The organism is Numidum massiliense (genome assembly GCF_001375555.1).
Classification (GTDB): Bacteria; Bacillota; Bacilli; order Thermoactinomycetales; family Novibacillaceae; genus Numidum; species Numidum massiliense.
In genome coordinates this window covers 1,005,251-1,031,160 of the sequence record NZ_CTDZ01000009.1, presented here as the reverse complement: position 1 = coordinate 1,031,160, position 25,910 = coordinate 1,005,251, and the positions used below count along the sequence as shown (strand labels likewise).

Genomic DNA, 25,910 nt, shown 5'->3' with positions numbered 1-25,910 from the left:
CATCTTAGCAGAATTTACATCGGTTTTCGAGCATCCGGACTTAACGATTGTTCGATTAACGATCTATTTTTTTGGTATGAAAAAAAAAGCGTTCTACTTCAACGGCCAGGAAGGTAGAACGCTTTTTCATCGTGTGCTTCTCGTATCGTACACGTGAAATACGACGAGGAGCCATTTCATCCTTTGAATCGACGCTACCACTTCCAGCTATCTAAATACTTTCGTTGCTCCTCGTTCAACGTATCGATGCCGATGCCTAACGCTTCAAGTTTGTAGCGGGCGACTTGTTCGTCCAAGTCGTACGGCACGGAGTGCACAGCGTTCGCAAGCGTCTCGTCGTTTTTATTGACGTACGCTAGTGACAGCGCCTGCAAGGCAAACGTCATGTCCATAATTTCTGCCGGGTGTCCGTCTCCAGCGGCTAAGTTGACGAGGCGCCCTTCAGCTAACAGGTACAACTTGCGGCCATCTTCTAGCGTATACTCCTCGATATTTTTGCGTACCGTCCGTTTGGATGTGGCCATCTCTTCTAACGCAACTTTATCGATTTCGACGTCGAAGTGCCCGGCATTAGCGAGAATAGCGCCGTTCTTCATGCGCGCAAAATGATCCCTATCAATCACTCCGTGGTTACCTGTGACGGTAATGAAATAATCACCGTGCGCCGCTGCGTCCTCCATCGACATGACCGCAAACCCGTCCATGTGCGCTTCCACCGCTTTAATTGCGTCCACTTCCGTCACGATCACGTCGGCGCCGAGCCCTTTCGCCCGCATCGCCACCCCGCGGCCACACCAGCCGTACCCGGTGACGACGACTGTTTTGCCAGCGACGACGAGGTTCGTCGTACGGTTAATCCCGTCCCAAACCGACTGACCGGTACCGTAACGGTTGTCAAACAAATATTTACAGTAGGCATCGTTGACAGCAACCATTGGAAAAGCGAGCTGGCCGCTTTTTTCCAATGCTTTCAGGCGTAAAATGCCCGTCGTCGTCTCTTCGGCGCCACCGCGCACTTGTGCCAGCAAATCGGGGCGCTCGGCGTGCAAGATCGACACTAAGTCGCCGCCGTCGTCGATGATTAACTCCGGCTTCGTCTCCAACGTTTGGATGAGGTGCTCTTTGTACTCGTCCGGACGCGGGTTGTAGCGGGCAAATACAGTAATCCCGTCTTCGACGAGCGCCGCGCAGACGTCGTCTTGCGTAGACAGCGGATTACTCCCCGTAATCGTCACGTCAGCCCCACCCGCTTGCACAACTTTCGCTAAATAAGCCGTTTTTGCCTCCAAATGTAGCGAGATGGCCACTTTTAAACCGGCAAACGGCTTTTCCGCGGCAAATTTTTCGCGCACGCGGTTTAACACGGGCATGTGCGCGCGTACCCAGTCGATTTTTTGATGCCCTTCTTTTGCTAAACCGATATCGAAGATTTCACTCTTTTGCTGGACGTTCACAGTGACGCCTCCTTTTTAATGCAAATATTCGTTACAAATGTACCATATAATGCTGCTGCGTTAAATCTAACGGTTCGTTCACTAACGAATGAAGCCATTGCCAGCCGTACTGATTCACATACGAAAAGACATTGTGCACGCGTTCCTGCAAGAATCCTTGCGGGGTGAGGCTCGCTTCGATGCGCTTAAGCTGCTTGAGCGGCACGTCGTGTTTACGGCGGAACAAGCGGTGGGCCTGACGCTCCAAGTAATCCACTTCGCGCAACATCCGCGTGCGGTTTTTTTCGACAATGTGTGTGGCGTCTCCGAAGAGCGGTGCAAGTTGCTGCAGCTTCTGTTCGTGAAGTGTCGCCAGCTCGCGCTTAAAGGCGCGAAACAACGAATCTAAATCGAGCACGTCTTGGGCGCGTAACCAGTTCGTGCGCTTGTCAGCCATCCGGAACATCGCCTCTTCCGGCGATAAGTGAAAGTCCTCGATATATTTTGCGACGTCCCGTTCGACGAGCGTAAAGCCGAGCCGCGGGTACAAGATCGGCATCCGCCAATTGAATAGGGAAAATGCGGCGCTATATTGCCCCCAATAGGCGATTTCTCCCGGACCGAGCACCGCCGCCAATACGGGAAATAAGTACTCCTGCACGAGTGGGCGCGTCACGACGTTACTGCTAAGCCGCGGCTCGCCGCTGTGGGCGATGTCAATGAGTTCACTCGGTGAGTAGGACGCTTGCCCGTCTTTCGTGACGAACGTATCCCCTTCGCGCAAAAGCAGCGACCGCTCGCCCTCCCGCTCGATAAACAAGTGCGCTTGCCCCGGAAAAACGTCGACGAGCGGCTCGTAGCCGTGGCTGGTTAGCCGGTTTGTCCCGGCGCATACCGCCTCGTCCAGTGCTTCGTTTTGTGCGATGATTTGCGTATACAACGGTGCCGCTACACCGTTAAACTCCGCTGCTGCTAGATCGATGAGCACGAGTCCTTCGCGCGCAAACAACGCGTGAAAAATACGCGCAAACCAATCGCTCCACGTCTCAGCGCCCACCGCGAGCTGTTGGACGTGTGCAGTCCACTTGCCCTTATACGTTGTGTCGGGGTGTGCGTCGGCGACGTGCCGCATAAACGTGGCGACGTCGTCTTCAGCCAGCGGGCGCCGGCCAATCGACAGCTTGCGCCCGTCGTCTCGTCCTAGTGCCAATTTACGCGGTTGTCCCGCTCCACTCGGGATCCACAAGTGGTTCACTTCCGCTAAATCGTGGTCTTCGCCAGCAATCCAAAAGACGGGCACGACGGGCACACCTAATTTTTCTTGTTGTTCGCGGGCCAATTGCAAGATCGAAATCGCTTTATGAATCGTGTACAGCGGCCCCGTCAAAATCCCTGCCTGCTGCCCTCCGATGACGACGACACTGTCTTTTCTCTTAAGTAGCGCAATGTTGTCTCTTACGGCCTCGTGAGGATTCACCCGTTCGTTATAAGCGGATAACGCTGTCGTCAACACGTCGCGGTCGAGCGCGTTGTCTACTGCTTGTAGGTCCCGTAAACGCGCGGCATAGCTGTTTTGTTCATACGGGGGATAGGCGTACAGCGACGACACTTCGCCGTACGATGTTATGTACGTATCGGCAATCGTCCCTTGCGAATGTATCTCGAGCGCATGAATATTGTTCAACTCTATTCGATCCCCTTTTTTACCTTCGGCCGCTCTAGTAGCGGTGCATACTTTCCACCTTGTAAGATTCGATCTGCTTTAAGTAGCTACCTCGCATCGAAAGGCCACTTCAATAGCGATCGTACCTCCCCCTTAGTATACACGACTGTTTCGTGCGGCGAAAGATTGATTCGCACACTTGCACTACCTCGTAAAGCGGGGGCCTTCCTGACGAAAGGCGTGCCATATGGTTTACTGCTTTAATCGCTCGTCCTGTTCCAAACGCCACATCGCCAGTAGAAACGTAAAGCCGCACAAGGCAAAGACAGTCGCCGCTAAAAACAAATCTTGATACCCCTCGACGAGTCCGTTCCGCATCACATTCATCGTTTGGCGCAAAATGAGTTCTTGCGTCGTCACCGCAATATCGTCGGGAATAAGCTCACGCAGCGCGACTTCGTCGACGATCGGCAACTCGGCAATACCTTGCACTAACTCGGCAAACGTACCGCCCGCAAGCTCCCCAGCCCCCGTCGGCGCCACCATTAGCGATTCGCTAACGCGCGCCGGAAGCTCTGCCACGCGCTGCGTTAAAAAAGTGACGACTAACGACGGTCCCACCGCCATGCCGACCATCTGAAATAAATTTTCCTGTAGGACGCGCGGTTTCGCTTTATCTTCTCTGGAAGCGAGAGTGAACGCGTCCCCGATCGGTGCGATGAGGGTCAGCCCAAGGCCTAACCCGAGCAAGGCTACGACTAACACAAAACTCCACTGTCGCAGTGCAACTGTCGCTAACAACAAATATCCACAGGCGATGAGCAAGAAGCCTGCTGCAGTGACGACTTGCTCACCGTACCGCTCGATGAGATCGCGCGACAGGAAAATCGCGACAATCGCAGTAACCGCAAGTAACGCGGCTAAATAACCACCACTGCCTGTTTGATGCCGCAACAACACTTCGGCGAACGTCGGGACAAACATGAGTGTCGCCCAGCACATGCCGGCAAATGTGCGCGTCAACAGCGGGTATACGGTGCGCTGCGTGAGAAAGTTGCGCGGCGGAACGAGCGGTGCGCGATGCTGCCGTTCGACCATCGCCAGCGGCACGATTAAGCCACTCGCCACCACGACGAACGGAAACACTTCCGGCCCTAAAAACGACTGCCAAAACCGTTCCGGTTCAACGTATATTAACCCGGTCATTAAGTTGACCGCAATGCCTGTGAACAGTAGAATACCGAGCACATCGAACGGTGCAACAGGTTGCCGCTGTTGGTACGGGCGGCGGTAAAGGAGCAGGCAAGCGAAAAAGGCGAACGGCACTTGCATAAAGAAGACGCTGCGCCAATGGACAGCACTGACACCGAAGCTAGCAATAAGCGGTGCGAGCGCCGACCCGACGATGAGTAACGTTTTTTTCCACCCGTTATAGTTTTTTATGACAGCGACAACTGGCGGAAACAATCCCCCCGCACCGACCCCTTGTAGCAAGCGACCGGCAAAAAGGAGAAGATAGTTCGGCGCTATGCTGCTGACGAGCGCGCCAGTGCCGCATACAGCCAGAGAGACGGCTATTATGTACTGTCGTCCGAAGCGTTCGGATAAATGTTTCATCACCGGGATGCTGACACCGAACGCTAGGAAATATAAGGTCATGATCCAGACCGCCAGCTGATAAGGCAATCGCCACTCTTGAATAATACTCGTCAAGGCAGTAACTGTCATAAACGGATCGAGCCCGCACAATAACAGCGCGATTAATAATGCGACGGTTAACTTTTTGGGAGAGCGTCTCCGCATGTCACATGCCCCTTTCTAATGTGTATGAATGTGACATCGTCATACGATATAATTATTGTGTTTCACACATTTGTTTTCAGAAGCTTAATTTTCCAGTTCCTATACATGTAGTATAACTGAAATAATGAGATTTAGCTTCCTTAAAGATTAGCGAAAAAATCGCCCCACACATGCACTGCGTTTGTTGTATAATGGGTGTAAGTGTGTAATGAAAGGGGATACAAAGCATGCCTGAGCCGAATATTGAGCGCTTACAAATTAACTATAAAACGTTAGAGGAGTTTCAGAAGTTCCGCGAATACGGCCTTGAAGAGCTTTCGATGCTTGACGACCTACGGGAAAATATAATCGAAAACGATAGCAATTCACCTTTTTATGGTATTTATGTCGACGGTGCGCTCATCGCACGCATGAGTTTGTACCGCATCGACTCGAAATACGACCACTATTTTGCACCTGCTCAAGATTACTATGAACTGTGGAAGTTAGAAGTTCTGCCGCAGTACCGCAATCGCGATTACGGCACGGCGCTCGTCAACTACGCAAAAAGTTTGGGGTTGCCTATTAAAACGAACTCTCGCTGCCGCGCCGACGAGTTTTGGTTAAAAATGGGTTTCAGTCCTGTCACGTACAACCCGACCCGCGACCGCGGGGAAAACCCGTACGTGTGGATGCCGGAGGGGATTTCGTTGCAAGAGTAAAGAATCTTAACGGCGCGTGATTGTAGTTAGTATATAGAGGAGAAAAACCCCCTGATGGGGGTTTTTCTCTACTTATCGACGCGCTCTAAGTTGCCGTTTATGTCCATTTTGAATTTCGGCTTTTCTTCTACTTCGTCCTCGTTAAGTATAGCTAACTTTCTCGCACGATCCATAATCTTTATGAGCGTTTTATAATCGTCGTTAATTGTTTGGTAGTCAGCTTGCGTATGATCGACGCGCTTTTTTAATTCGTTGTACTCGGCCTCGAGCCGCAAATATTCCGCATCGCGTTCGGCTAGCTTTTTTTCCAAATGTCGCACCTGTTTGCTCATCTCACTGTATTCGTGCTTGTGCTGCCTTAAGAAACGGATCACCGCTGTCAGTGAGACGGTAGAATCACCTTGTTTATCCAAGTCTTCGTTCAAAGTAACAGGGGTGTTTCTCCTTTTTTTGTTTCCTTGCCGCTGCGATTTGGCGATTTGAATCGCTGGGATGTAATTTTTTCGCACGACACTGTTCCATCTAAAACCGCAAGCCGCCGGGGTTCGGCCAAGTTTTTCGCCGACTTCTTCAAACGCCGCCAACTGAGTACTTCCTTCCCGAATATGGCGAAGCGTTACTTCAGCCAATAACAAATCGTCATCTTCTGTCCACGCGTCTTGGCGTAACGTTGTCATTTTCTTCCCTCCTGTCCAAAATAGCTACAGAAATAACTAACTTGATCTATCTGTATGCAACTCATAGACTTCATAGAATCTTGTATAACCCATTTCGTATGATATTATACGTGCAGAAATAAAAACGTGACACTTCCCGCGGTCACATTTAAGAGGCAACCCGTTTTGAGCATTTTTTACTCAACGTATGCTTTGCGCTGCAAACGTCAACAAAATTATGTAGACTAGCCAATCAGACATTTACAGTTTAGAGGTGTTTGTTTATAATAAAGTATGGAATCCTTAGTCGTGGGATACGTTAAAACTGTACGCGCAGCACTTACGTTGTAGAGAAAGGAATGTTTGTCGATATGGGAATGGATCGCATGTTCCGCGTATTAGCATTCTGGGTGTTCATCATCGCGCTCATGTTTTTAGCTGGCGGAATGACTGTTACTGCCATGCTATTTTTCGCGCAAACAGCATTCTTCTTAATCGTTAGCTACCTCCCCATTACCGAGCGGGGCTACATGTACATATTCGGCGGGTACATGGTCGTAGCATTCGTCGGCATCGTTTTTTGGTCGTTTTTCGTTGGCGTCGGCGGCGGTGCTGCTGCATAAGCAGGCTGCTGCACGGGTACATAAGCGACCCGCACTGTAGGAAAAAAGGCACCGGTCATTCGGTGCCTTTTTTTTTGCTATCTTAAATAGCACCCTAGGCAGCGGTCGCTCTTCTTCTCCTACGCCACTGCTGTCACATCGACGACATTGTTTTTGCTTGTACATCGGCCGCCCCGTTTCCCCGCGCCTGCAGGAGCACGTTAAACGTACTACCCATGCCTCCTGGCGCAATCAGTTGGCGGATCGCTCGATTGCGCTTCGAGGCGGCGCTAAACGGGTTCGGATCGCTGTGCGCCACGAGCTGCTGCAAAATACCGATCTGCTGTAAAAACTCTCCTTGCGGTGCAAACAGTTGCGTCTCCCAACCACACGCACCCCCCCAACGCTGTAACGAAGTAAAATTGACGTGCGCCGTTAGATCTTGCTCGCCCACACGAACGTAAGGATCGTCGTGCGCACCGTGCCGATAATAACAGCGGAGCGTGCCATCCCTGCGTGCCGGTTCCCACAAGGTGTCACTGACGTCCCCGTAATCGATCGTCAGTAGGTAGCCCCGCGGGATGACTGCCGCGAGACGCTGGAGCATGCGTTCGGCCTCTAAGTTAACTTCAATCGTTTGTCCCTGTCGTTCGGGCGGCTGTTCTTCCCGCACATATTGCGCCAGCCGCGACACCGAAACGTCGTCCAAACATTCGGTAAAGGCGTCTGTTCGCCCATCCCACGCGACGTAAATTTCTTGCCACTTCCCGTCGGAATAGCGGAGGCGGTGTACCGGTAGCGCATCAAACAGTTCATTCGCGAGGACAATCACCGGCTCCTGCCGCGTGAAGGTGTCAACCGCGTCAAGTTCGTCAAGCTTCTCGATAAAGTGCAGTCTCGCGTCACTGCCGACTCGCTCTCGTACGCGAGCGCGGTGGTACGGGCTCGCCTCCAGCATATAATACGTCTGTAACGGTTTCGCACAACGCTGCGGGGGGAACGTCTTTTGTCCTTGTAACGCGTCTGGCGCAAGTTGCTCTCCTTCGCGGGGTAACGTGCCTCGTACAGGCAGCGCGCGCAACAAATCGCTAGCGAGCTTGCCGTCGCCGCCACCTACTTCGAGAATGGCCCAACTGTCGCTAGCGAACGTCTTGCTAAGTTTTTGCAAAAACGGTGCTAACGTTTCCCCAAACACTGTGCTGACAGACGAGTTAGTAAAAAAGTCACCTTTTCTTCCTATCTTTGTAACGGGTCGTGTATAATAACCTAATGTAGGATGGTATAAAGTCCATGCCATAAACTGTGCGAAGGTGACGCGCTTACTCGCGCGGTTCTGTAACTGCGCGCGAATCCACTTTGCTAGCGGTGTAGCCGTCGTCAAGTGACCTCCTCCTCGTCATCGCATGATTGCGTTGTTGGCGGTTTACTTACTCGCACTCATTGTACCGTAGCCGAATGAAAAAAGCATGCCTCACCTTTATCTTGCATGCTACGTACCACAGGTACCGTAATTCTGGTACAATGTAACGGTGTTTTTTCCGTGCACCCCTTATACGGATGGCAAGAATGGCTTAAAATACAAATAAAGCTGAACACCGCATCGTTAGACCACTTGGGAGAGGATAGTTGACACATGTGTGGAATCAACGGTATTTTAACTTGGGATGACAGTCCGATAGAACTAGGTCGCATTCGGCAGATGAACGAAGCGATCGCGCACCGTGGCCCAGATAGTGACGGCGTGCACGAAGAAGAGCGACTAGCCCTCGGCTTCCGCCGCCTCGCGATGATCGATTTAGAGACGGGTCGCCAACCGCTGCACAATGAAGATAAAACGTGTTGGTTAATTTTTAACGGTGAAATATACAACTACCGCGAACTGCTAGACGAACTAACGGCGCGCGGACATACGTTTTACACGAAAACAGATAGCGAAGTGATCGTCCACGCCTACGAAGAATGGGGCAAGGCGTGTGTGCAAAAATTTCGCGGGATGTTCGCTTTCGCAATTTGGGATCGGAAGCGGCAAGAACTGTTTTGCGCCCGCGATCACTTTGGCATGAAACCTTTTTATTACACAAAACAAAAAAACTCGTTCGTTTTCTCCTCGGAAATTAAAGCACTATTGGCCAGTGGCGCGGTCAATGCGTCCGTTGATTCAACGGCTTTCCTAAATTACTTAACGTTTCAGTACCCGCCACAAGAAATGACCATGTTCCAAAACATCCATAAACTGCTCCCCGCACACTGCATGACGGTAGCGGCAAACGGCGAGTGCCACATCGAGCGCTATTGGCAGCTGTCGTTCGAGCCAGAAGAAAATCGCTCGCTCGACTCGTTTATCGAAGAGCTGCGCGAACAGTTTCGCGAGTCGGTCGACCTACATTTACAATGCGACGTACCGTACGGCACGTTTCTTTCGAGCGGCATCGACTCGACCGCCGTAACGAGCCTCGTCGCCGCCAAAAGCGCCAAACCGCTCTCTTCGTTCAGTGTCGGGTTTGCCGATTACCCGGTGAACGAAGTCGAGCATGCAAAACAGACAGCCGACGAAATCGGGATCAACTTTTTCTCGCGCGCGCTGACGGCTGACGATTACTTAGCCGCCATTCCGCACGTCGTCAGACATATGGACGAGCCTATGGCCGACCCGTCTGCCATCCCGTTGTACTACTTAATGCAACTCGCACGGGAACACGTCACAATGGCGCTCTCAGGCGAAGGAGCGGACGAACTGTTCGGCGGTTACCCGATTTACGGCGAAACGCGGGCGATTGCCCCATTCCGCCACGTCCCCGCCGGTTTAAAAAAAGTGATCCGCGGCTTCGCCGCTAAACTACCTGTCGGTATGTACGGACGCAGTTACTTGCTGCGAGCGAATACGCCGCTGAACGAGCGCTTCGTCGGGAATGCCTTTTTATTTGACGAGGCAGAAAAACGGCGTATCGTCTCGCTGTCCGGCGAAACGCTCGCCCATTACCGCACGCCGTTTGACGTCGTCGCCGGGGCGTACGAAGAAAGTAAGACGTGGGACCCACTCAGCCAAATGCAGTATACGGACATTATGCACTGGATGCCGGGCAACATTTTGCTCAAGGCGGACAAAATGAGTATGGCCCATTCGCTAGAAGTACGCATGCCGATCTTAGACGTGAAAATCGCAGAGTTTGCTGCGAAAATCCCGGCCCATATGCGTGTGACGAAACATACGACGAAGTACGTGCTGCGCGAGGCGATGAAAGGGATCATTCCCGATTCCGTCGTGAACCGCCCGAAACTCGGTTTCCCGGTACCCCTGAAAAAATGGTTGACCGGTCCGCTCTACGAACCGGTCCGCGACGTCCTCGCGAGTACCGCCATTGCGACGTGGATCGACCAAAGCGCCGCCACCCGTCTTCTCGACGAGCATAAAGCCGGCAAGTTCGACCACAGCCGCAAGATTTGGGCACTCTACATTTTTTCCCGCTGGCACGAACAATTCGTACAGTCGGTAAAAACGAACAAGAACGCCGTACCTGTCGGCGAAACTAAGCCGCAGCGCGAACAAGTGGACCTTTCTTTTGACAAAGACGATAGTCAATCTGCAGCACCGATGTAAGTCACCCAAGTTAACGGTTAGACCGTTACCGCTGCTAATAAAATGGCAGGGAGCCGCCTGTCACCACCTGTTCATTTGTGCCTTTGGACACGCTGTTACCGCCCGCTAATGAACGGATTGCTTTGCTGCTCCCGCGCTAACGTCGTCTCTGGACCGTGCCCGGCGCATACTCGCGTCTCGGCGGGCAGTTCGAGCAGCGTGTCGATACTGGCCATAAGCGTCGCATAGTCGCCGCCGGTCAAGTCGGTTCGGCCGATCGAACCTTGGAATAATACGTCGCCACTGAGCAGCAACTCTTCGTCGGCAAAATAGTAACTCACACTCCCGGGCGAATGTCCGGGAGTAAAAATGACTTGACACTTCTTCCCGCAGAGTATTAGCGTCTCGCCCCCGGATAGCGTCTTTTCCGCTGCCGCAGTGCGAATGTCTCCGATACCGAAGCGCAGCGAGCCGTTCGCACGAGGGTCTGTCAACCAGTCCGCTTCGTTCTCGTGCACGTACACTGGCGCCCCGGTTAGCTTACGCACCTCCTCGACGCCACCGATATGGTCAAAATGCGCGTGCGTCAGTAAAATCGCTTCAATCGTCAGCCCCTTATCGTTAATCGCCGCCGTCAGTGGCGCGGGGTTGCTGCCGGGATCGACGACGATACCGTGTGACGTCTCCTCGTTCCACAACACGTACGCGTTCGTCATAACCGGTCCGAGAACGAATGATTGTCGTTTGATAGGCATAATGATCCTTCCTCTCTCGGTTTGCAATGGTGTCACCGTTATTTTACACTGTATATACTCGGCCAACAACGACAGGCAACCGGGAGCCGTGAGCCACCTAGCTGAACTGGACGAGTTTTTGTGTGCATTTTTAAGGAGGAACCCGCTTTTGGAAGATACTATTCTACAATACATCGCCCAGTACGGGTATGTCGGCATATATTTAGCACTCATGCTCGGCATTATAGGCATTCCCATACCAGACGAAGTGTTGATGGCGTTTGCGGGATTCCTAGTTTCAAAAGGCAGTTTTCAATACTTATACACTCTGATTATCGCTTTTTTAGGGAGCATTACGGGTATGTCCGTCAGTTTTTTTGTCGGGCGTAAGCTCGGATTGCCCTTTTTAGTTAAGTATGGAAAAAAGGTACATATAACCCCGGAAAAGTTACATAAAATGGAAGCGTGGTTCCACCGTTTCGGGAAAATGACCGTCACTGTCGGTTATTTTTTTCCCGGTTTTCGCCATGTGACGGCCTATTTGGCGGCGATTAGCAAATGGTCGTTCGGCACGTTCCTCCTGTACGCGATTCCGGGAGGCTTCATTTGGGTCGCGACCTTTTTAACGCTGGGGGTTTTTTTGGGACAACATTGGCGCGCCTTCACCGCCGTCGTTTATAACTCGCTATGGGTTGTGATCGCCTTAGTCGCCATCTCCCTACTCGCGTGGCAGTGGTGGCGCCGCTTATCAAAAGTAAAGGCGAAAAACGTGAACGACGACTAGCCCATACCCAAAAAGCGCAAAAAGTGGTAGAGTATTAAATGGCGTGGTAAAATAAAGTATTGAGGAGATTATTTGTGAGGTGAAGCAAACTTGACTAATCAACATCCATTTCAAACAAAGACGCCGCTAACAATCGGCAACAAAACGTACTACTATCACCGTTTGCAAGCACTGGAAGAGCAAGGGATCGCCAACATCTCGCGCCTCCCCTTCTCGATTCGCGTGCTGCTCGAAGCTGTCCTCAGGCAGTGGGACGGGCGCGCGATCACAGACGAACACGTGAAACAGTTGGCTAACTGGAACGCCAAAGCACCGGCCAAGAAGGAAGTTCCTTTCAAACCGGCACGGATCGTCCTCCAAGACTTTACCGGCGTCCCCGCTGTCGTCGACTTAGCCGCCCTGCGCAGCGCGATCCAGCGCATGAACGGCAACCCGGATCGCATTAACCCGCTCGTACCGGTCGACCTCGTCATAGACCACTCGGTACAAGTCGACCGCTACGCGTCGAAGGAAGCACTGGAGTTTAACATGAACTTGGAGTTTGAACGAAACGCGGAACGCTACCGCTTACTGAAGTGGGCGGAACAGGCATTCGAAAACTTCCAAGTTGTCCCTCCTGCAACCGGGATTGTACACCAAGTAAACTTGGAGTACTTGGCAAGCGTCGTGCAGCAAAAACAAGTAGACGGCGAAACGTACCTGTTCCCCGATTCGCTCGTCGGTACAGACTCGCACACGACGATGATTAACGGCATCGGAGTCGTCGGCTGGGGCGTCGGTGGAATCGAAGCAGAAGCTGGTATGCTCGGACAACCACTCTACATGTTGGAACCGGAAGTGATCGGCTTCAAATTAACCGGAAAGCTCGCCGAAGGGGCAACCGCGACGGACTTGGCGTTAACCGTCACGAACATGTTGCGCAAAAAAGGCGTCGTCGGTAAATTCGTCGAGTTTTACGGTTCAGGTTTGGACAACATCAGTCTCGCAGACCGCGCGACGGTGGCGAACATGGCGCCAGAATACGGTGCGACGATGGGCTTCTTCCCCGTCGACGACGAAACGCTCAAATACTTGCGGTTAACCGGACGCGACGAAGAACAAATCGAGCGCGTTGAAAAATATTTGAAAGCACAAGGTCTGTTCCGTACGGCAGACACACCGGAACTCGAATTTACCGATACGATCGAGTTGGATCTCAGCACGGTCACCCCGTCGCTTGCAGGTCCGAAGCGCCCGCAAGACCGCATCGAACTGACAAACATGCAACAAGCGTTCCAACAAGTCATTCAAACACCTGTCGACAAAGGCGGTTTTGGCCTTCCTGCCGCAGAGTTAGACCGAAAAGTAGACGTAACTCTCGCCGACGGGACGAAGACGGAAATGGGCACGGGTGCCGTAGCGATTGCCGCGATTACGAGTTGTACGAACACGTCGAACCCGTCGGTCATGATCGGCGCAGGCCTCGTGGCGAAAAAAGCAGTCGAACGCGGACTAAAAACACCGGCGTTCGTCAAAACGAGCTTAGCTCCTGGTTCCAAAGTCGTCACACAATACTTGGAGAAAGCTGGCTTAATGCCTGCACTGGAACAGCTCGGCTTTAGCCTCGTCGGTTATGGCTGCACGACGTGTATCGGCAACAGCGGCCCGCTGAAGGACGAGTTTGAAAAAGCGATTGACGAAAACAACTTAACCGTCGCTTCCGTCCTAAGCGGTAACCGTAACTTCGAAGGACGCATCCACCCGCTCGTGAAGGCGAACTACTTGGCCTCACCGCCACTCGTCATCGCTTACGCACTCGCGGGTACAGTGAACATCGACCTGAAGAACGACCCGCTCGGCCACGACGACAAAGGCCAACCGGTTTATTTGCACGACATTTGGCCGTCGTCGCAAGAAGTGGAAGACGCGATTGCGCAAGCGGTGACACCAGAAGCGTTTAAAGAAGAATACGCCCGCGTATTTGACAGCAACGAACAATGGAACGCCATGGAAGTACCGCAAGGCGAACTGTACGAATGGGATGCAGACTCGACGTACATTCAAGAGCCGCCCTTCTTCCAAGGTCTCGCAGCCGAAGCAGGAACGATCGATGATATTATTGAGGCAAAAGTGTTAGCGCTGCTCGGCGATTCGGTGACGACGGACCATATCTCCCCCGCTGGTGCGATCGCCAAGAATAGCCCGGCAGGAAAATATTTACTCGATCACGGAGTTGCGCTGAAAGACTTCAACTCTTACGGTTCCCGCCGCGGTAACCACGAAGTGATGATGCGCGGCACGTTCGCCAACATCCGCATCCGCAACCAAATGGCTCCGGGCACGGAAGGCGGCGTGACGAAGTACTTGGCAGACGGCGAAGTGATGCCGATTTACGATGCGGCCATGAAGTACGGAGAAGCGGAGCAACCGCTCGTCGTCTTTGCCGGTAAAGAGTACGGCACCGGTAGCTCGCGCGACTGGGCAGCCAAAGGTACGAACTTGCTCGGGGTAAAAGCGGTCATCGCCGAAAGCTTCGAACGGATCCACCGCAGCAACCTCGTCGGCATGGGTGTACTGCCGCTGCAGTTCGCCGACGCGGACAGCTGGAAAAACCTCGGTATTACGGGCGAAGAAACGTTTGATATCGTCGGCTTGAGCGACGATATTCAGCCTGGCGCGACGCTAAAAGTGAAGGCGACGAAAGCGGACGGTTCCACCTTCGCATTCGACGTACTCGCTCGTCTCGACAGCCAAGTCGAAATCGACTACTACCGCAATGGCGGCATCTTGCAACTCGTCTTACGCAACTTCCTAAAAAACGCTTAACGCGTGACTAAGGAAAGTTAAACCAAGCGTGGCGACGCGTCATGGCGACTTCCCTGTATCGTGCCCGCTGCGCCCCATTAAAAAAGCCACCCGAGCCATTCGCTCTAGGGTGGCTTTTTTTACCCATTCCGTTCGCCAATAGCTCGTCCTTCGCGGTCGGCGGTGACCTGTCCAACTGGTTGACGAACGTATTCGGCATTGCTAAAATATTGATAGGTCAAATACCCGGTATACGTATTTTTAACGAGAAAGTGAGGCATGCTCGTGACACACAATAATAAAAAAGTCGTCCAACCGAACAAAGAAAAATTACAGAACCGCTTAAAGCGCATTGAAGGCCAGGTGCGAGGCATTCAACGTATGATCGAAGAAGATCGCTACTGTGTCGACATTTTATTTCAAGTTGCTGCTGTGAAGTCGGCGATGAACGCTGTCGCCATCGCCTTAATGGAAGACCATACCCGCCACTGCGTCAGCCGCGCCGTGCAGACGAACGGCGCGGAAGAAGCGATCGCCGAACTGATGGAAGTCGTCAAACGGCTGACGAAGTAAGTGGTAGTTATGGCATTATTTCTTTAATGAACGTCTCCAAGGAAGTATCGTTAAGTTCATACTGCGCGATTTTGTGTATTGTGCCGTCCGGCTTAATGAACACGGACGTCGGCAGCGGGATCACTTTGTACAAGTCTCGCGTCACTTCTTTCTCCGGATCGAGCAACACGGGAAACGTCAGTTCATAGTCTTCGACAAAGCTGTGCACAGCGAGCTTCGATTCGCCGGCGGCGTTGATTGCTAACACCGTAAAGCCTTGGTCCTTATATTTTTGATAGCGCCGTTCGATGGCGGGCATTTCCGTTTTACACGGCACGCACCACGTCCCCCAAAAGTTGAGCATGACGGCCTTCCCTTGCAGCTCCTCCGACAGTCGCACCTTTTTACCTTCAAGGGATTCCAAGGTAAAGTCAGCAGCTTGTTCACCTTCGTGCAGTACTTTTTCGCTGCTGCTAACAAATGTTTTATAGAGGGTAAAACCGAGTAACACAACTACTACGGTAAGAATACTCGTGCGCAACCAATAGCGGAACCTTCTATTCTTCATTCTAAAATAACTCCTTCTATGACACTTTAGCACACTGAGGGTTCAAGTAACCTCATCCTTAAACGAGGGCGTTTGCAAAGATAACCTTATGCAAGGATAGCACAGTTTTGTGCAAATTGACAAACGCACACGTGTGGCAAAATCGCGAACTCCCCCTGTTAAAAAATAGAGTTGGTAATAATGGTATAGTTGTTGTAATATAAGCAACAAATAAGTATGCTTTTACGAAGGTGGGCTTCCCATGCAGCAGCAGGCGGCAACGGATGCGGCACTAAGGCGGCTACTGCAACAAAAACAGCAGTTTATATGGGTGTCGTGCGCATTTTTTATTTGTTTCTACTTATTGTTACCGCTTTCTATTACCTTTTTTCCGCGGGTGGTAAGTACACCCGTCCTCGTCTTTTTAAATGTCGGATGGTTGTTCGCCTTTGCGCAATTCGTGATGACGGGGGCACTTGCGCTCATTTACGTGCGCGTGGCGAAACGGTTTGATTGGCGGATCCGTACCCTCCTACGTGACAAGAAGGAAGATAGTTGAGCTAAACGCGTTTCGCGGTCGTTTCTCGGGTACGTTGGAAGAGCCGATCCGATAAACATACGCTTGAGGAGGCGGGCGATGAACTTCACTTACTTCATCTTTTTTCTAGCAATTTTGTCCGGTACGCTCATTATTACTCATTGGGCAGCCAAACGGGGGACGACGACACACCAATACTATTCGGCCGCAGGGCAATTAACCGGTTTTCAAAACGGGTTAGCCATCTCTGGCGACTATATGAGCGCCGCCTCCTTTTTAGGGACGACGGGGGCAATTGCCTTGCGAGGTTTCGACGGTTTCCTTTATTCGATTGGTTTCCTCGTCTCGTATTTGTTACTATTATTCGTCATCGCTGAACCGGTCCGCAACTTAGGACAGTTTACGCTCGGCGATGTGATCGCCCGTCGCTTTCCCGGCAAAAAAATGCGCCTCTTCATTGCGTCGAGTACGTTAATTATTACGATCCTCTATATTATCCCGCAACTCGTCGCCTCGGGGCTACTCATCCGGCTCTTGTTAGGGACCGACTACGCGGCTTCCGTATTCGTCATCGGCAGCCTCATGACGGTGTATGTCGTCTTTGGGGGCATGATTGCCACATCGTGGGTGCAAATCGTGAAAACGGTGCTACTCATGGCAGGTACCCTGCTACTGACACTCATCGTCCTCGCCCGCTTCCAGTGGCACTTGCCGTCGCTGTTAGAAACGGTCAGTCGGGGGACCCCGCTTAAGGACCATTTTTTTTACCCGGGAAACTTATTTACCGATCCACTCGAAGCGTTTTCGTTAAGCTTGGCACTCATTTTAGGTACGGCAGGCTTACCACACATCCTCATCCGCTTTTTTACGGTTAAAGACGCCCCGGCCGTGCGGCAGTCAGTCGTCACGGCGATCGGCATTATCGGTTCTTTTTACTTGCTCACGCTCCTTTTAGGTTTTGGCGCGGTCGCACTCGTCGGTTGGCAACAGATCGTCTCCGTCGACCCGACGGGCAACTTAACCGCCCCCCTACTCGCGTTAACGGTCGGTGGCGACTTCCTGATGGCCTTTATCGCCGCCGTGGCGTTTACGACGATTTTAGCAGTCGTCACAGGGCTACTCCTATCGGCGACGTCGTCGTTTGCACACGATGTGTACAATTGCGTCCTGAAAAACGGTTCCGCCACAGAACGCGAGCAACTGCGGGTAGCTAAGCTGACCGCAGTGACGATCGGTTTTGTGTCAACGGTACTTTCGCTCGGGCTAGAAAGTGTGAACGTCGCCTTTCTCGTCGGGCTAACATTCGTCGTCGCCGCCTCGACGAACTTACCGGTATTGTTAATGACCTTTTACTGGAAGCGTTTTACCGCTACCGGCGTCGTCACGGGCATGCTGAGCGGGCTGTGCGTCTCCTTACTTTTTGTCCTGTACGGGCCACACTTACTCGGGAAGATTCCGTTGTACAACCCCGGCATCGTCGCCATCCCCTGCGGTTTTCTCGGCGCCGCCCTCGGGGCGTGGCTGTCCCGCGGCCAAGTGGACGAAGCACACTTTGACACGTTGGCGCTGCAGGGGCAAACGGGGATGTACCCGCCGGACCTGAACAAAGAGGTGACAGGATGGAAGTATTGACGATTCAACTGTTTGAACGACTTGGCCTGCTGTTGTTAATCGCCTTTCTCATGACTCGTCTACCGACGTTTCGCCACCTGTTAGACCGAGAGTTAAGTGTACGTTCGGTCGCGGCGTACGCCTGTTTTTTCGGGCTCTACGGCATCGCCGCCACGCAAGCAGGCGTCCTCGTTAGCGGGGGACAGATTGTACCCCACATATGGGTGGCACAGCTGGCACCGGGAGAGACGCTCGTCGGATCCGGATTAGTCGCGGTCGTCATCGCCGGTTTGTTAGGTGGCCCTTATGTCGGCTTAGGTGCAGGCATCATTACCGGCGCTTACGCGTACACGTTAGGCGGCGAGGCAGTTGTCGCCAACGTCCTGACCGTTCTCCTGACAGGCTTACTCGCTGGCTTTACGGCGCGTTTTTTCTCACACGAGCGCGTCATTGCTCCGACAAAAGCGCTGTTTATCGGCATGTTTGCCCCTATTTTGCACATGTGTTTGCTCCTTATGTTTACCGATGGGCCGGAAGAGACGATCAAACTCGTCAACGCGGTCGGGATCCCCCTAGTTTTGACGAACAGCGTCGGCATCGCCATATTTACGACGATGATCCGCATCGCTTTAGGGGAAAGAGAACGAGAAGCGGCGCTCGCAACTGAACGCGCCCTTAAAATTGCCGAACAAGCCCTCCCCCACTTGCGCCGTGGGATGAACGCTCAAACAGCGCGAGCAATCGCTGGGCTGCTGTACGCAGAATTACACATTGCTGCCGTGTCAATTGCAAACAAAGACTGCGTACTCGCCCACATCGGCCTCGGGACAGAACATCACCGCCCGCGCGAACCACTGTTGACGCGCGTCGCTAAGCTAGCGCTACAGACGAATCGGGTGCAAGTTGCGTATAGCCGCGAACACATTCAGTGCCGATATAAAAAATGTCCGCTGCAAACGGCGATTGCCATCCCGCTCTGCCAGTCGGGTGAAGCAATCGGCTTAATTACGCTCTTTTTTCGGCGCGCCCAACAAATTCGCACCGTCGAAATTGCCTTAGCCCAAGGCATCGGCAAACTGATGTCTGACCAATTGGACGTCATCGCCGCCGAAAAGATGAAACAGTTGTTGCAGGAAGCGGAAATGCGCCATTTGCAAGCGCAAATTAATCCACACTTCCTCTTTAACACGTTACACCTCATTGCAGCCTTAATTCGCGTGAACCCCCGTTTAGCGCGTCACATTACCGTGCAACTGGGGCATTTAATGCGCATGAATTTGAAAATGACAGACGAACCGCTCATTCCGCTTACACAAGAGATCGAACATTTTAACGCGTATTTAGAAATCGTCAAGGTGCGATTTACCGATCGACTAACAGTGTCATTTGCGTGTGACGACGGGATTGGAACCGCACTCATCCCCCCGTTTACGTTGCAACCGCTCGCCGAAAATAGCCTTAAGCACGGCTTAAGGCGTACCGCGGGCAACGGTCGGCTCGAAATCGCAATCACGCAGCGCGCTACGGCGATCCACTGTGCGATTTCCGATAACGGCTGCGGTATTCCGGAGCAGCTGCTCGCCAAGCTCGGCCAGGAACCGCTACAGCGGGACAAAGGTAACGGTATCGGTGTATACAATGTCAATCAGCGCCTCACCGGCTTCTTCGGTACTAGCGCCCAGCTGCACTTTCAAAATAAGCCGGGCGGTGGCTGTACCGTGACCTTTCAAATCCCGTTAGCAACAGAAAGGAGAGATGTGTCGTGAACATTCGTGTGATGATCGCCGAAGATGAACGCCTCGCCCGCGACGAGCTCGCCTACTTACTGGCACAAGAAGCAGACGTCACCTTCTGTCCGCATGCTGAAAACGGCGAACAATTGCTAAGTCTCGCTAAACAGCACTTGCCGGACGTCATTTTTTTAGATATCGACATGCCAATCCTCTCCGGCATGGACGCAGCACAAAAAATGGCGCAGGAGGCGCACGCCCCACTATTCGTCTTTACCACAGCTTACGATGAATATGCCGTCGACGCGTTCGGTTTAGAGGCAGTCGATTACTTGTTAAAGCCGTACGATGCCGCCCGTTTCCGCACCGCTCTCACCCGAGTGCGCAAACAATTGGCACAGACACAGGCGATCGCCCCTGTTTCCGCAGACTCACCTTCAGTCGCGCGTTCGCCAGGAGACCCGGACTCGGCGACAGAAGTTGACATAGGAGAAGTTGATGTTGAAGGCGTTAACGCAAAGACACGGGTGAGAGGAGTTGAGGCCAAAATAGGCGCGCAGGCGCGGATGCTGGCGGCACCAGCAGTCGCCGGAACGACCACCCCTAGGCCGAAAGGGCGCTTACTCATCGAAGAGGGAGAAAAAATGGTCATCCTCGACCCTAACAACATCGTCTACGCCGTCCGCAACGATCGCTTTGTGCACATTCATACGACAGCTGACGACGTCGTCAAAGCGAAAATGGCTCTGCGGCAACTGGAACAAAAATTAGTCGGCTACCCCTTTTTTCGCCCACACCGCAGCTATTTGGTCAATCTCGAATACGTCCAAGAAATTACGCCGTGGTTTAACGGCGCCTACAATTTATTGCTTAAAGCTCCTATAAAGACGAAAATTCCGCTGAGCCGCAACGCGGCAAAAGAATTGTTCGTGCTATTAGAACGCTGAGCGACTAAATAAGGACACGACAACGACGTAGTGTCCCTTTTTTTTGTGCCGTTCTAGAACGTGAACCTGTCCCGTATATTGGTATAACAGCGTCTCGTTCAACTGGCAAATCCTTACCGCGCATAATAGAGTTATCGCGGCTCAGGCGCCAACTTGGGCGCACATACGTTGGCAACGACGTCCGTTATTCCAGTTTCGACGCCTCTGTCTGTTGACACGGAACCTCTGCGATGCCTTAGCTTATCGCCGCACAAGGCTTTAGAAAGGGTAGTTATGACGTGAAAAAACGCATCAACTGGCTGTATCCGTTGCTTTTTTTGGCTTTTTTTGACTTACACGCACTCAATCCGATTCTCCCCTCTTTTTTAGTGTCGCTAGGCTCGTCTGCCGCCATGCTCGGATTCATTTTATCCGGTTACTCGGCAGCGAGTATGGGCGGAAACATCGTTGCCGGCCCACTCATCGACCGCTTTGGCAGCAAACCGTTTATCGTCATCAGTTTGTTATTGGCCGGTTTGTTACTGTTTCTGCAAGGTCTCGTAGCAGATCTGGCAGTCGTTTTTTCCTTACGCCTCACGACGGGCTTCGCCATCGCCTTCCTCACCCCGGCTTGCTTTGCCCTACTCGGAAAGCAAGGGGAAGGGATCGAAGAACAAGGGCGCATTATGGCCAAAAACGGGATGATGCTGACGCTCGCTTCGCTCATTTCGCCCCTCGTCGGCGGCGTACTCGCCGACAAATTCGGGTTTAACGTCACGTTCTGGATTCTCGGCACCGTTCTCGTCTTCGGCGCGTTCATCGGTTGGCAGTGCGTCGAAGGCGAGCGAACGGCAGCACTCGGTCAACGCGTAGCGACGACAGAACGGAGTCTACGGCAAACACCGCACCGCAAACGCCGCAACGCGCAGAGCAGGCGACAGTCGTTGACCGCCTCAGACGGCATGCGGACGGTTGCCGCCATTTTGACGAGTCCCGCGTTGTTACCCGCGCTATTTACTGCGCTTACGACGACACTAGGGCAAGGCATTTTAATGTACGAAGTGCCGTATACGATGGTGCAACAGGGCGAATCGAGCACGGCCACCGGCTTCTTGCTAACAATGATGGGACTGGGCCAATTGACGACCTTAAGCCAAGGCTGGTTGAACCGCTACTCTCCGTACGACCGCTGTTTTTTCGGCTTACTGGCGATCGCAGCCGTATTCTACACCCTCGCGCTCAAGCTCGCGCTCCCGCTCGCCTTGCTTCTGTTTTTAAAAGGTGCCGCCCACGGGCTATTATTTCCAGCGAAGACGACGATCATGCTCGGCGGCGCCGGTCGCGATCGATACGGCACCGTCTTCGGCGTACACTCCGCACTCATGTCAAGCGGTTTCGTCATCGGACCGCTCATCGCGGGATCGTTGCGTACACTCGTCTCCCCTTATTTCGTCGCCTTTCTCATCACGATGGCGATGATTGTCATTTTTATTTTGTTGACGGCCAAAGCGCACATCGCCCCTGTCGCTTGGCGCGCGCGGTAACACATAAAAAAACGAGCCAGGAGCGTTCATTTGCTCACTGGCTCGATATTTTCGCTTTCGTTGTCCTTAATAGAACCGCATGGGGTTAAGAGGCCTACCGTTTTGGTGAATCTCCAAGTGTAAGTGCGGCCCGGTCGAAAACCCTTCGTTCCCGACACCGGCGATATGTTGCCCGCGCGAGACGCGCTGGCCGGCGCGCACTTTGATCGATGAACCCCTCATATGCCCGTACACACTTGAGTAGCCGTTACCGTGGTAAATGACAACCCAGTTGCCGAAACCGCTCGCCGGTCCCGCTGCCGTCACTGTACCGTCGGCAATCGCTACGATCGGCGTACCGATCGGCGCGGGAATGTCAATCCCATTGTGCGGTGCTCCCCAACGCCAGCCAAATCCCGAACTGACGTGGTGGTATCCCGGCACTGCCCAACCAAACTGTCCTCCCGCTGGTGGGCTCGGCTTCGGTGCCGGAGCTGGTGCCGGAGCTGGTTTTGACGGCGCAGGTTTGGACGGCGCTTGTTGAGGCGGGTTAGCCGGTGGGTTCTTCGCCACTTTTTTGTTCGGCTGCTGTTGCTCTTGCTGTGGTTGCTGCTGTTGCTCCTGCTGTGGTTGCTCCTGTTTATCTTGTTGCTGTTCTTGTTGTTGCGGCTGTTCAGCCCCACGTTTTTGCCGCTCAGCTTCTTGCCGCTTTTGTTCGGCCTCTTCGCGTTTGCGCTGCTCTTCGCGCTGTTGCCACTCTGCTTTCGCCGCTTCCGCCTTAGCCAGTTGATCGACTAGCTGGCTCATCGCCGCAGCTTCTTGAGCATTCATATGATCGAGGTGTCGCCCTTCTTTCTGCAAGGAAGCGAGCGTCGCTTGGTGCTCTTTTTCTTGTTTGGCGAGTATACTGCGTTCCGCCTTCACTTCTTTACGCAATTCGCCTAAAGCGACTAACGACTTTTCGATTTTAGCTTTTGCCGTTTTAATTTTTTCATGATCGCGCCGGTTATCTTCTAACATCTGGTAATCTTGTTCTGAAACGGCGCGTAACGCTTCAAATCGCGCTAAAAAATCGCTAAAACTTGTCGATTGCAGCAACACTTCTAAATAAGAGACTTCCCCTTTTTCGTAAATGAGCCGCACGCGTTCGTTCAAAAACTGCTCGCGCTCGGCGACGCGTTTTTTTGCCGCCGCTAAGTCGCGCTTCGCCTTTTCCAAATTCTTCTCAGTCTTAGAAATCTTATCGTTTAATTCGCGAATTTTTTCTTTCGTCTTCTTCAATTCGCCTTCTATGCGCGAAAGCTCTTGCTTCTCCGCCTCTTGTTTGCTTCGGTTTTCGTCTAACTTCTTCTGCGCTTCAACTTGCTTTCCCTCTCCCTGCCTAATTTTCTCCCGCAGTTCCGAGATTTGCAAGTCAATGTCTGCATTCGCATGGGCCGTGTACGGCGGCAGCGCCAGTGTCAACGTCAATGCGCCAGACAGGACGATCGGTAGTAGTTTTTTTCGCAAACGTACAATTCCTCCATTCCCCAAGTTTTATGTATATATGAGTCTATCATGACATACAGCCTACTAAAATTCAACACATAACCCCCATTTTGGTAGATTCGATTTTGTTATTGAAAACAAAAACACGCGCATGATGTGCACTAGGGGCGGTTACACTATCGTAACGAAACGACTTACGGAAAGGAAGGAAAGGTGTACAATGCGAAAAATAGTCATCGTTTTGTTCGGCTTTTTACTGTTGTTAGGTTGTCAGACGGCGAACAAACCGCCCGCTAACGAAGCAGCACCGACACCGGCTAGGCGAACCGCCCCAAAAGTCCAGCAGACAACGCCGGAACCGCGACAAACACTCTCGGCGCAGGAAAAAGCGGATCGTTTGGCAAATTTGGCGACACAAGTACCAAACGTACGCGACGCGACGGCGGTCGTCGCCGGTAAGGTCGCTTTTATCGGCATTGACGTCGGTGCGGAACTCGATCGCAGCCGCGTCGGCACGATTAAATACACGGTCGCACAAGCAGTCAAAAAAGATCCGCACGGCGCCAACGTGTTAGTAACAGCCGACGCGGACATCGTGCAGCGTCTGCGCGAAATAAACGCCGACATTCGCCGTGGCCGACCGATTAACGGTTTTATGGATGAACTTGCCGCTCTTACGGGACGCCTCGCACCGCAACCTTCGCGCGGCGTGGAAAAAAAGGAGCAACCACCGAGTAAAACCGAACAGCAACGGATCAATCAGACGCCTAACCCGCAAGAGCCGCGCCGAAAAGCGCCAAAACAGCGGTAACAAGTCGCTAAAAAGCCCAGACGCTTTTCGTCTGGGCTAGCTGCTGCGATTAAATCCGTGGGATTTCAGCGGCAATTCTGTAAATACTAAAAGGCGGTGTAGGTGTACCCTTACACATACGGACGATCAATACACATTGTCCAGCACAACTCATTGTACAGCACAACTACTGGTTGTAGCGTGGTTCAGATTCGATCTGCCGCAACAACTGTTCTACCGCGATCCGATCAAAGCGCTTGCCATGCGACGTCCCGTCAAGCGTGTACTTGACGGTGTACGACGTATCGTCCACCTCGTAAGTGAGTTCTTTCAGCAAATGGTCTTCGCTTACAATCTCGTAAAAAAAATCAGCCGTCTCTTGTGCCGCCCTGTCTTCTGGACGCGCTTTCGCCACGATATGTATTTGTAACCAGTTAAACAGCGCATCTTCCATACGCACGGTCCGTCCCCCCTTACACAATTGGAAATATAAAGCAGCAGAAAATTATGATGCGTCTTCGCGCTTGCGGTTTGTAGCGGTCATGCGTAAGCGGGCAATGATGATTAGCACGACGGTCCCTGCCAGCGCGAGTACGACGGGGAAGCGCAAAAAGTGCATAATTGTAAAAAGATAACAGCCGGCAGCGAGAAATAAATATATGATCAGTGCTTTTAACACGGGTAAGCGCCGCGCAAACGCGACTTTGTATACAATGCCTGTCAAAATAAAAATGACAGCGTAGGCGAGCCAAAAACGATCCAACGTTTCATAAATCCACTCCACGGTAAAACGACTCCTCTATCGTAAAAGTACTGTGTCTTATCTTATCACGCGTTTTACAAACTGTGCAATGTTCCGAGCAGCCGCACGTCTTTTTTCACAAAAAAAATGTATCCTTCTTTAAGGATACACTCTTTAAGAATCTACACGACGGTAGATGCTACATTGTCAGATCAGTTAATGTGTACACGTTAAATCGCCTCTAATAACAACATTTCCCGCCGTAATTCGGTTAGACGCGCTTTACACTGGTCGATGCGATGTGTGTTTTTTTCTTGGATCGCCTCATACAGTTCGGCCAATTCGTAGTCAATTTCCATCCTCAACACCGGGATCCTCTTTTCTGAATCCTTCGACTTAAAGGCTTTAATGACGTCTTCCACGGTCACGCTGCACCTCTTTCCCTAAATGATCTTCCGCATTTTCCATAGTAAACCGATGTAGCCAATATTTGGTTGCGAAAGAATGTATAATCACAGCATGCCCTTTTACGAAATGACTTAAACCCATAAAATAATTGCTACCCATTCAAAATTGCAACGCGTAAATGTCATCAGGACGGAAGGCGATTGATGCTTTCTATACAATACTCGCACCTATTACTTGTTGTCACGGCACCTCCCCTTCGTTGTCGAATAGTTGTCGAATAGTTGTCGAAGTTTTGCGCCTTACGGTACAACATTTTGA

The 25,910-nt window shown here is 52.3% G+C and carries 24 protein-coding genes; 12 read left to right on the top strand and 12 right to left on the bottom strand.

Going from position 1 to position 25,910, the window contains the following annotated elements:
- Positions 1–194: 194 nt before the first annotated feature.
- The 3 genes from BN1247_RS05330 to BN1247_RS05320 form a co-directional block, all read right to left on the bottom strand.
- Entirely contained in the window at positions 195–1,454 is a 1,260-nt protein-coding gene (locus BN1247_RS05330) for an adenosylhomocysteinase (RefSeq protein WP_054949463.1), read from the bottom strand.
- Positions 1,455–1,485: 31 nt separating this feature from the next.
- Positions 1,486–3,117 carry a bacillithiol biosynthesis cysteine-adding enzyme BshC gene (gene bshC / locus BN1247_RS05325; protein ID WP_054949462.1) on the bottom strand — a complete coding sequence of 544 codons (1,632 nt, stop codon included), beginning with the start codon at positions 3,115–3,117 and terminating at the stop codon, positions 1,486–1,488.
- A 231-nt stretch (positions 3,118–3,348) separates the two neighbouring features.
- Positions 3,349–4,899, bottom strand: coding sequence for an MFS transporter (locus BN1247_RS05320; RefSeq protein ID WP_054949461.1), 1,551 nt, complete (start codon positions 4,897–4,899; stop codon positions 3,349–3,351).
- Between the two features lie 227 nt (positions 4,900–5,126).
- On the opposite strand from BN1247_RS05320, the gene BN1247_RS05315 reads away from it, so the two are divergent.
- Positions 5,127–5,600 carry an N-acetyltransferase gene (locus tag BN1247_RS05315; RefSeq protein ID WP_054949460.1) on the top strand — a complete coding sequence of 158 codons (474 nt, stop codon included), beginning with the start codon at positions 5,127–5,129 and terminating at the stop codon, positions 5,598–5,600.
- Positions 5,601–5,668: 68 nt separating this feature from the next.
- Here the strand turns inward: BN1247_RS05315 and BN1247_RS05310 are convergent, their stop codons facing one another.
- Positions 5,669–6,277, bottom strand: a complete 609-nt coding sequence (locus tag BN1247_RS05310; RefSeq protein ID WP_054949459.1) for an RsfA family transcriptional regulator — start codon at positions 6,275–6,277, stop codon at positions 5,669–5,671.
- A 356-nt stretch (positions 6,278–6,633) separates the two neighbouring features.
- Here BN1247_RS05310 and BN1247_RS05305 point away from each other — a divergent pair, with 356 nt between their 5' ends.
- Positions 6,634–6,879 (top strand): DUF2626 family protein, encoded by a 246-nt coding sequence (locus tag BN1247_RS05305; protein WP_054951505.1) that lies wholly within the window; start codon positions 6,634–6,636, stop codon positions 6,877–6,879.
- Positions 6,880–7,012: 133 nt separating this feature from the next.
- Here BN1247_RS05305 and BN1247_RS05300 read toward each other — a convergent pair whose 3' ends face one another.
- Positions 7,013–8,239 carry a class I SAM-dependent methyltransferase gene (locus BN1247_RS05300; RefSeq protein WP_054949458.1) on the bottom strand — a complete coding sequence of 409 codons (1,227 nt, stop codon included), beginning with the start codon at positions 8,237–8,239 and terminating at the stop codon, positions 7,013–7,015.
- A gap of 252 nt (positions 8,240–8,491) precedes the next feature.
- Between BN1247_RS05300 and asnB the strand changes: the two genes are divergently transcribed.
- A complete protein-coding gene (gene asnB, locus BN1247_RS05295; protein WP_074011053.1) occupies positions 8,492–10,456 on the top strand; it encodes an asparagine synthase (glutamine-hydrolyzing) in 1,965 nt (654 codons plus the stop codon).
- A 95-nt stretch (positions 10,457–10,551) separates the two neighbouring features.
- Here asnB and BN1247_RS05290 read toward each other — a convergent pair whose 3' ends face one another.
- Positions 10,552–11,190, bottom strand: coding sequence for an MBL fold metallo-hydrolase (locus BN1247_RS05290; RefSeq protein ID WP_082415800.1), 639 nt, complete (start codon positions 11,188–11,190; stop codon positions 10,552–10,554).
- Between the two features lie 148 nt (positions 11,191–11,338).
- Here BN1247_RS05290 and BN1247_RS05285 point away from each other — a divergent pair, with 148 nt between their 5' ends.
- The gene (locus BN1247_RS05285) at positions 11,339–11,953 is read left to right on the top strand and encodes a DedA family protein (protein WP_074011052.1); all 615 of its coding nucleotides are present in this window, start codon (positions 11,339–11,341) and stop codon (positions 11,951–11,953) included.
- Positions 11,954–12,043: 90 nt separating this feature from the next.
- On the top strand, positions 12,044–14,758 hold the full coding sequence (acnA, locus tag BN1247_RS05280; RefSeq protein ID WP_054949457.1) for an aconitate hydratase AcnA: 2,715 nt from the start codon (positions 12,044–12,046) through the stop codon (positions 14,756–14,758).
- A gap of 7 nt (positions 14,759–14,765) precedes the next feature.
- On the opposite strand, the gene BN1247_RS17945 is transcribed toward acnA, so the two are convergent.
- Positions 14,766–14,957 carry a hypothetical protein gene (locus BN1247_RS17945; protein ID WP_187119731.1) on the bottom strand — a complete coding sequence of 64 codons (192 nt, stop codon included), beginning with the start codon at positions 14,955–14,957 and terminating at the stop codon, positions 14,766–14,768.
- A gap of 59 nt (positions 14,958–15,016) precedes the next feature.
- On the opposite strand from BN1247_RS17945, the gene BN1247_RS05275 reads away from it, so the two are divergent.
- Entirely contained in the window at positions 15,017–15,310 is a 294-nt protein-coding gene (locus tag BN1247_RS05275) for a metal-sensitive transcriptional regulator (RefSeq protein ID WP_054949456.1), read from the top strand.
- Between the two features lie 7 nt (positions 15,311–15,317).
- Here BN1247_RS05275 and resA read toward each other — a convergent pair whose 3' ends face one another.
- The gene (gene resA / locus BN1247_RS05270) at positions 15,318–15,857 is read right to left on the bottom strand and encodes a thiol-disulfide oxidoreductase ResA (protein WP_054949455.1); all 540 of its coding nucleotides are present in this window, start codon (positions 15,855–15,857) and stop codon (positions 15,318–15,320) included.
- A 241-nt stretch (positions 15,858–16,098) separates the two neighbouring features.
- Here resA and BN1247_RS05265 point away from each other — a divergent pair, with 241 nt between their 5' ends.
- The 5 genes from BN1247_RS05265 to BN1247_RS05245 all read left to right on the top strand — a co-directional run bounded on the left by BN1247_RS05265 (position 16,099) and on the right by BN1247_RS05245 (position 22,185).
- Positions 16,099–16,395: a DUF485 domain-containing protein gene (locus BN1247_RS05265; protein WP_054949454.1), complete on the top strand. Its 297-nt coding sequence runs from the start codon at positions 16,099–16,101 to the stop codon at positions 16,393–16,395.
- A 78-nt stretch (positions 16,396–16,473) separates the two neighbouring features.
- A complete protein-coding gene (locus BN1247_RS05260; RefSeq protein WP_054949453.1) occupies positions 16,474–18,006 on the top strand; it encodes a solute symporter family protein in 1,533 nt (510 codons plus the stop codon).
- Entirely contained in the window at positions 17,994–19,751 is a 1,758-nt protein-coding gene (locus BN1247_RS05255) for a LytS/YhcK type 5TM receptor domain-containing protein (protein ID WP_054949452.1), read from the top strand. The genes BN1247_RS05260 and BN1247_RS05255 overlap by 13 nt, the downstream gene beginning before the upstream one ends.
- The gene (locus tag BN1247_RS18130) at positions 19,748–20,662 is read left to right on the top strand and encodes a LytR/AlgR family response regulator transcription factor (RefSeq protein ID WP_054949451.1); all 915 of its coding nucleotides are present in this window, start codon (positions 19,748–19,750) and stop codon (positions 20,660–20,662) included. Before BN1247_RS05255 ends, BN1247_RS18130 begins: the two co-directional genes overlap by 4 nt.
- Positions 20,663–20,940: 278 nt before the next feature.
- Positions 20,941–22,185 carry an MFS transporter gene (locus tag BN1247_RS05245; protein WP_054949450.1) on the top strand — a complete coding sequence of 415 codons (1,245 nt, stop codon included), beginning with the start codon at positions 20,941–20,943 and terminating at the stop codon, positions 22,183–22,185.
- 66 nt (positions 22,186–22,251) lie between these two features.
- Here BN1247_RS05245 and BN1247_RS05240 read toward each other — a convergent pair whose 3' ends face one another.
- Positions 22,252–23,673 (bottom strand): murein hydrolase activator EnvC family protein, encoded by a 1,422-nt coding sequence (locus BN1247_RS05240; protein ID WP_054949449.1) that lies wholly within the window; start codon positions 23,671–23,673, stop codon positions 22,252–22,254.
- Between the two features lie 199 nt (positions 23,674–23,872).
- Here BN1247_RS05240 and BN1247_RS05235 point away from each other — a divergent pair, with 199 nt between their 5' ends.
- Complete coding sequence (locus BN1247_RS05235; protein ID WP_054949448.1) at positions 23,873–24,463, top strand: YhcN/YlaJ family sporulation lipoprotein; 591 nt, start codon at positions 23,873–23,875, stop codon at positions 24,461–24,463.
- Between the two features lie 166 nt (positions 24,464–24,629).
- Here the strand turns inward: BN1247_RS05235 and BN1247_RS05230 are convergent, their stop codons facing one another.
- The 3 genes from BN1247_RS05230 to BN1247_RS05220 all read right to left on the bottom strand — a co-directional run bounded on the left by BN1247_RS05230 (position 24,630) and on the right by BN1247_RS05220 (position 25,612).
- Positions 24,630–24,896: a hypothetical protein gene (locus tag BN1247_RS05230; protein WP_074011265.1), complete on the bottom strand. Its 267-nt coding sequence runs from the start codon at positions 24,894–24,896 to the stop codon at positions 24,630–24,632.
- 51 nt (positions 24,897–24,947) lie between these two features.
- On the bottom strand, positions 24,948–25,226 hold the full coding sequence (locus BN1247_RS05225) for a YlaH-like family protein (protein WP_054949446.1): 279 nt from the start codon (positions 25,224–25,226) through the stop codon (positions 24,948–24,950).
- A 188-nt stretch (positions 25,227–25,414) separates the two neighbouring features.
- The gene (locus BN1247_RS05220; protein WP_231633151.1) at positions 25,415–25,612 is read right to left on the bottom strand and encodes a hypothetical protein; all 198 of its coding nucleotides are present in this window, start codon (positions 25,610–25,612) and stop codon (positions 25,415–25,417) included.
- Positions 25,613–25,910: the final 298 nt, after the last annotated feature.

Bases quoted from the DNA above. Each gene is read 5' to 3' on its own strand.
- BN1247_RS17945 (WP_187119731.1), bottom strand. From the start codon at position 14,957: ATGCCGAATACGTTCGTCAACCAGTTGGACAGGTCACCGCCGACCGCG.
- BN1247_RS05255 (WP_054949452.1), top strand. From the start codon at position 17,994: ATGGAAGTATTGACGATTCAACTGTTTGAACGACTTGGCCTGCTGTTG.
- BN1247_RS05260 (WP_054949453.1), top strand. From the start codon at position 16,474: ATGAACTTCACTTACTTCATCTTTTTTCTAGCAATTTTGTCCGGTACG.
- BN1247_RS05305 (WP_054951505.1), top strand. From the start codon at position 6,634: ATGGATCGCATGTTCCGCGTATTAGCATTCTGGGTGTTCATCATCGCG.
- resA (WP_054949455.1), bottom strand. From the start codon at position 15,857: ATGAAGAATAGAAGGTTCCGCTATTGGTTGCGCACGAGTATTCTTACC.
- BN1247_RS05290 (WP_082415800.1), bottom strand. From the start codon at position 11,190: ATGCCTATCAAACGACAATCATTCGTTCTCGGACCGGTTATGACGAAC.
- BN1247_RS05315 (WP_054949460.1), top strand. From the start codon at position 5,127: ATGCCTGAGCCGAATATTGAGCGCTTACAAATTAACTATAAAACGTTA.
- BN1247_RS05230 (WP_074011265.1), bottom strand. From the start codon at position 24,896: ATGGAAGATGCGCTGTTTAACTGGTTACAAATACATATCGTGGCGAAA.
- BN1247_RS05320 (WP_054949461.1), bottom strand. From the start codon at position 4,899: ATGCGGAGACGCTCTCCCAAAAAGTTAACCGTCGCATTATTAATCGCG.
- BN1247_RS05265 (WP_054949454.1), top strand. From the start codon at position 16,099: ATGCAGCAGCAGGCGGCAACGGATGCGGCACTAAGGCGGCTACTGCAA.
- asnB (WP_074011053.1), top strand. From the start codon at position 8,492: ATGTGTGGAATCAACGGTATTTTAACTTGGGATGACAGTCCGATAGAA.
- BN1247_RS05275 (WP_054949456.1), top strand. From the start codon at position 15,017: ATGCTCGTGACACACAATAATAAAAAAGTCGTCCAACCGAACAAAGAA.
- BN1247_RS05310 (WP_054949459.1), bottom strand. From the start codon at position 6,277: ATGACAACGTTACGCCAAGACGCGTGGACAGAAGATGACGATTTGTTA.
- BN1247_RS05235 (WP_054949448.1), top strand. From the start codon at position 23,873: ATGCGAAAAATAGTCATCGTTTTGTTCGGCTTTTTACTGTTGTTAGGT.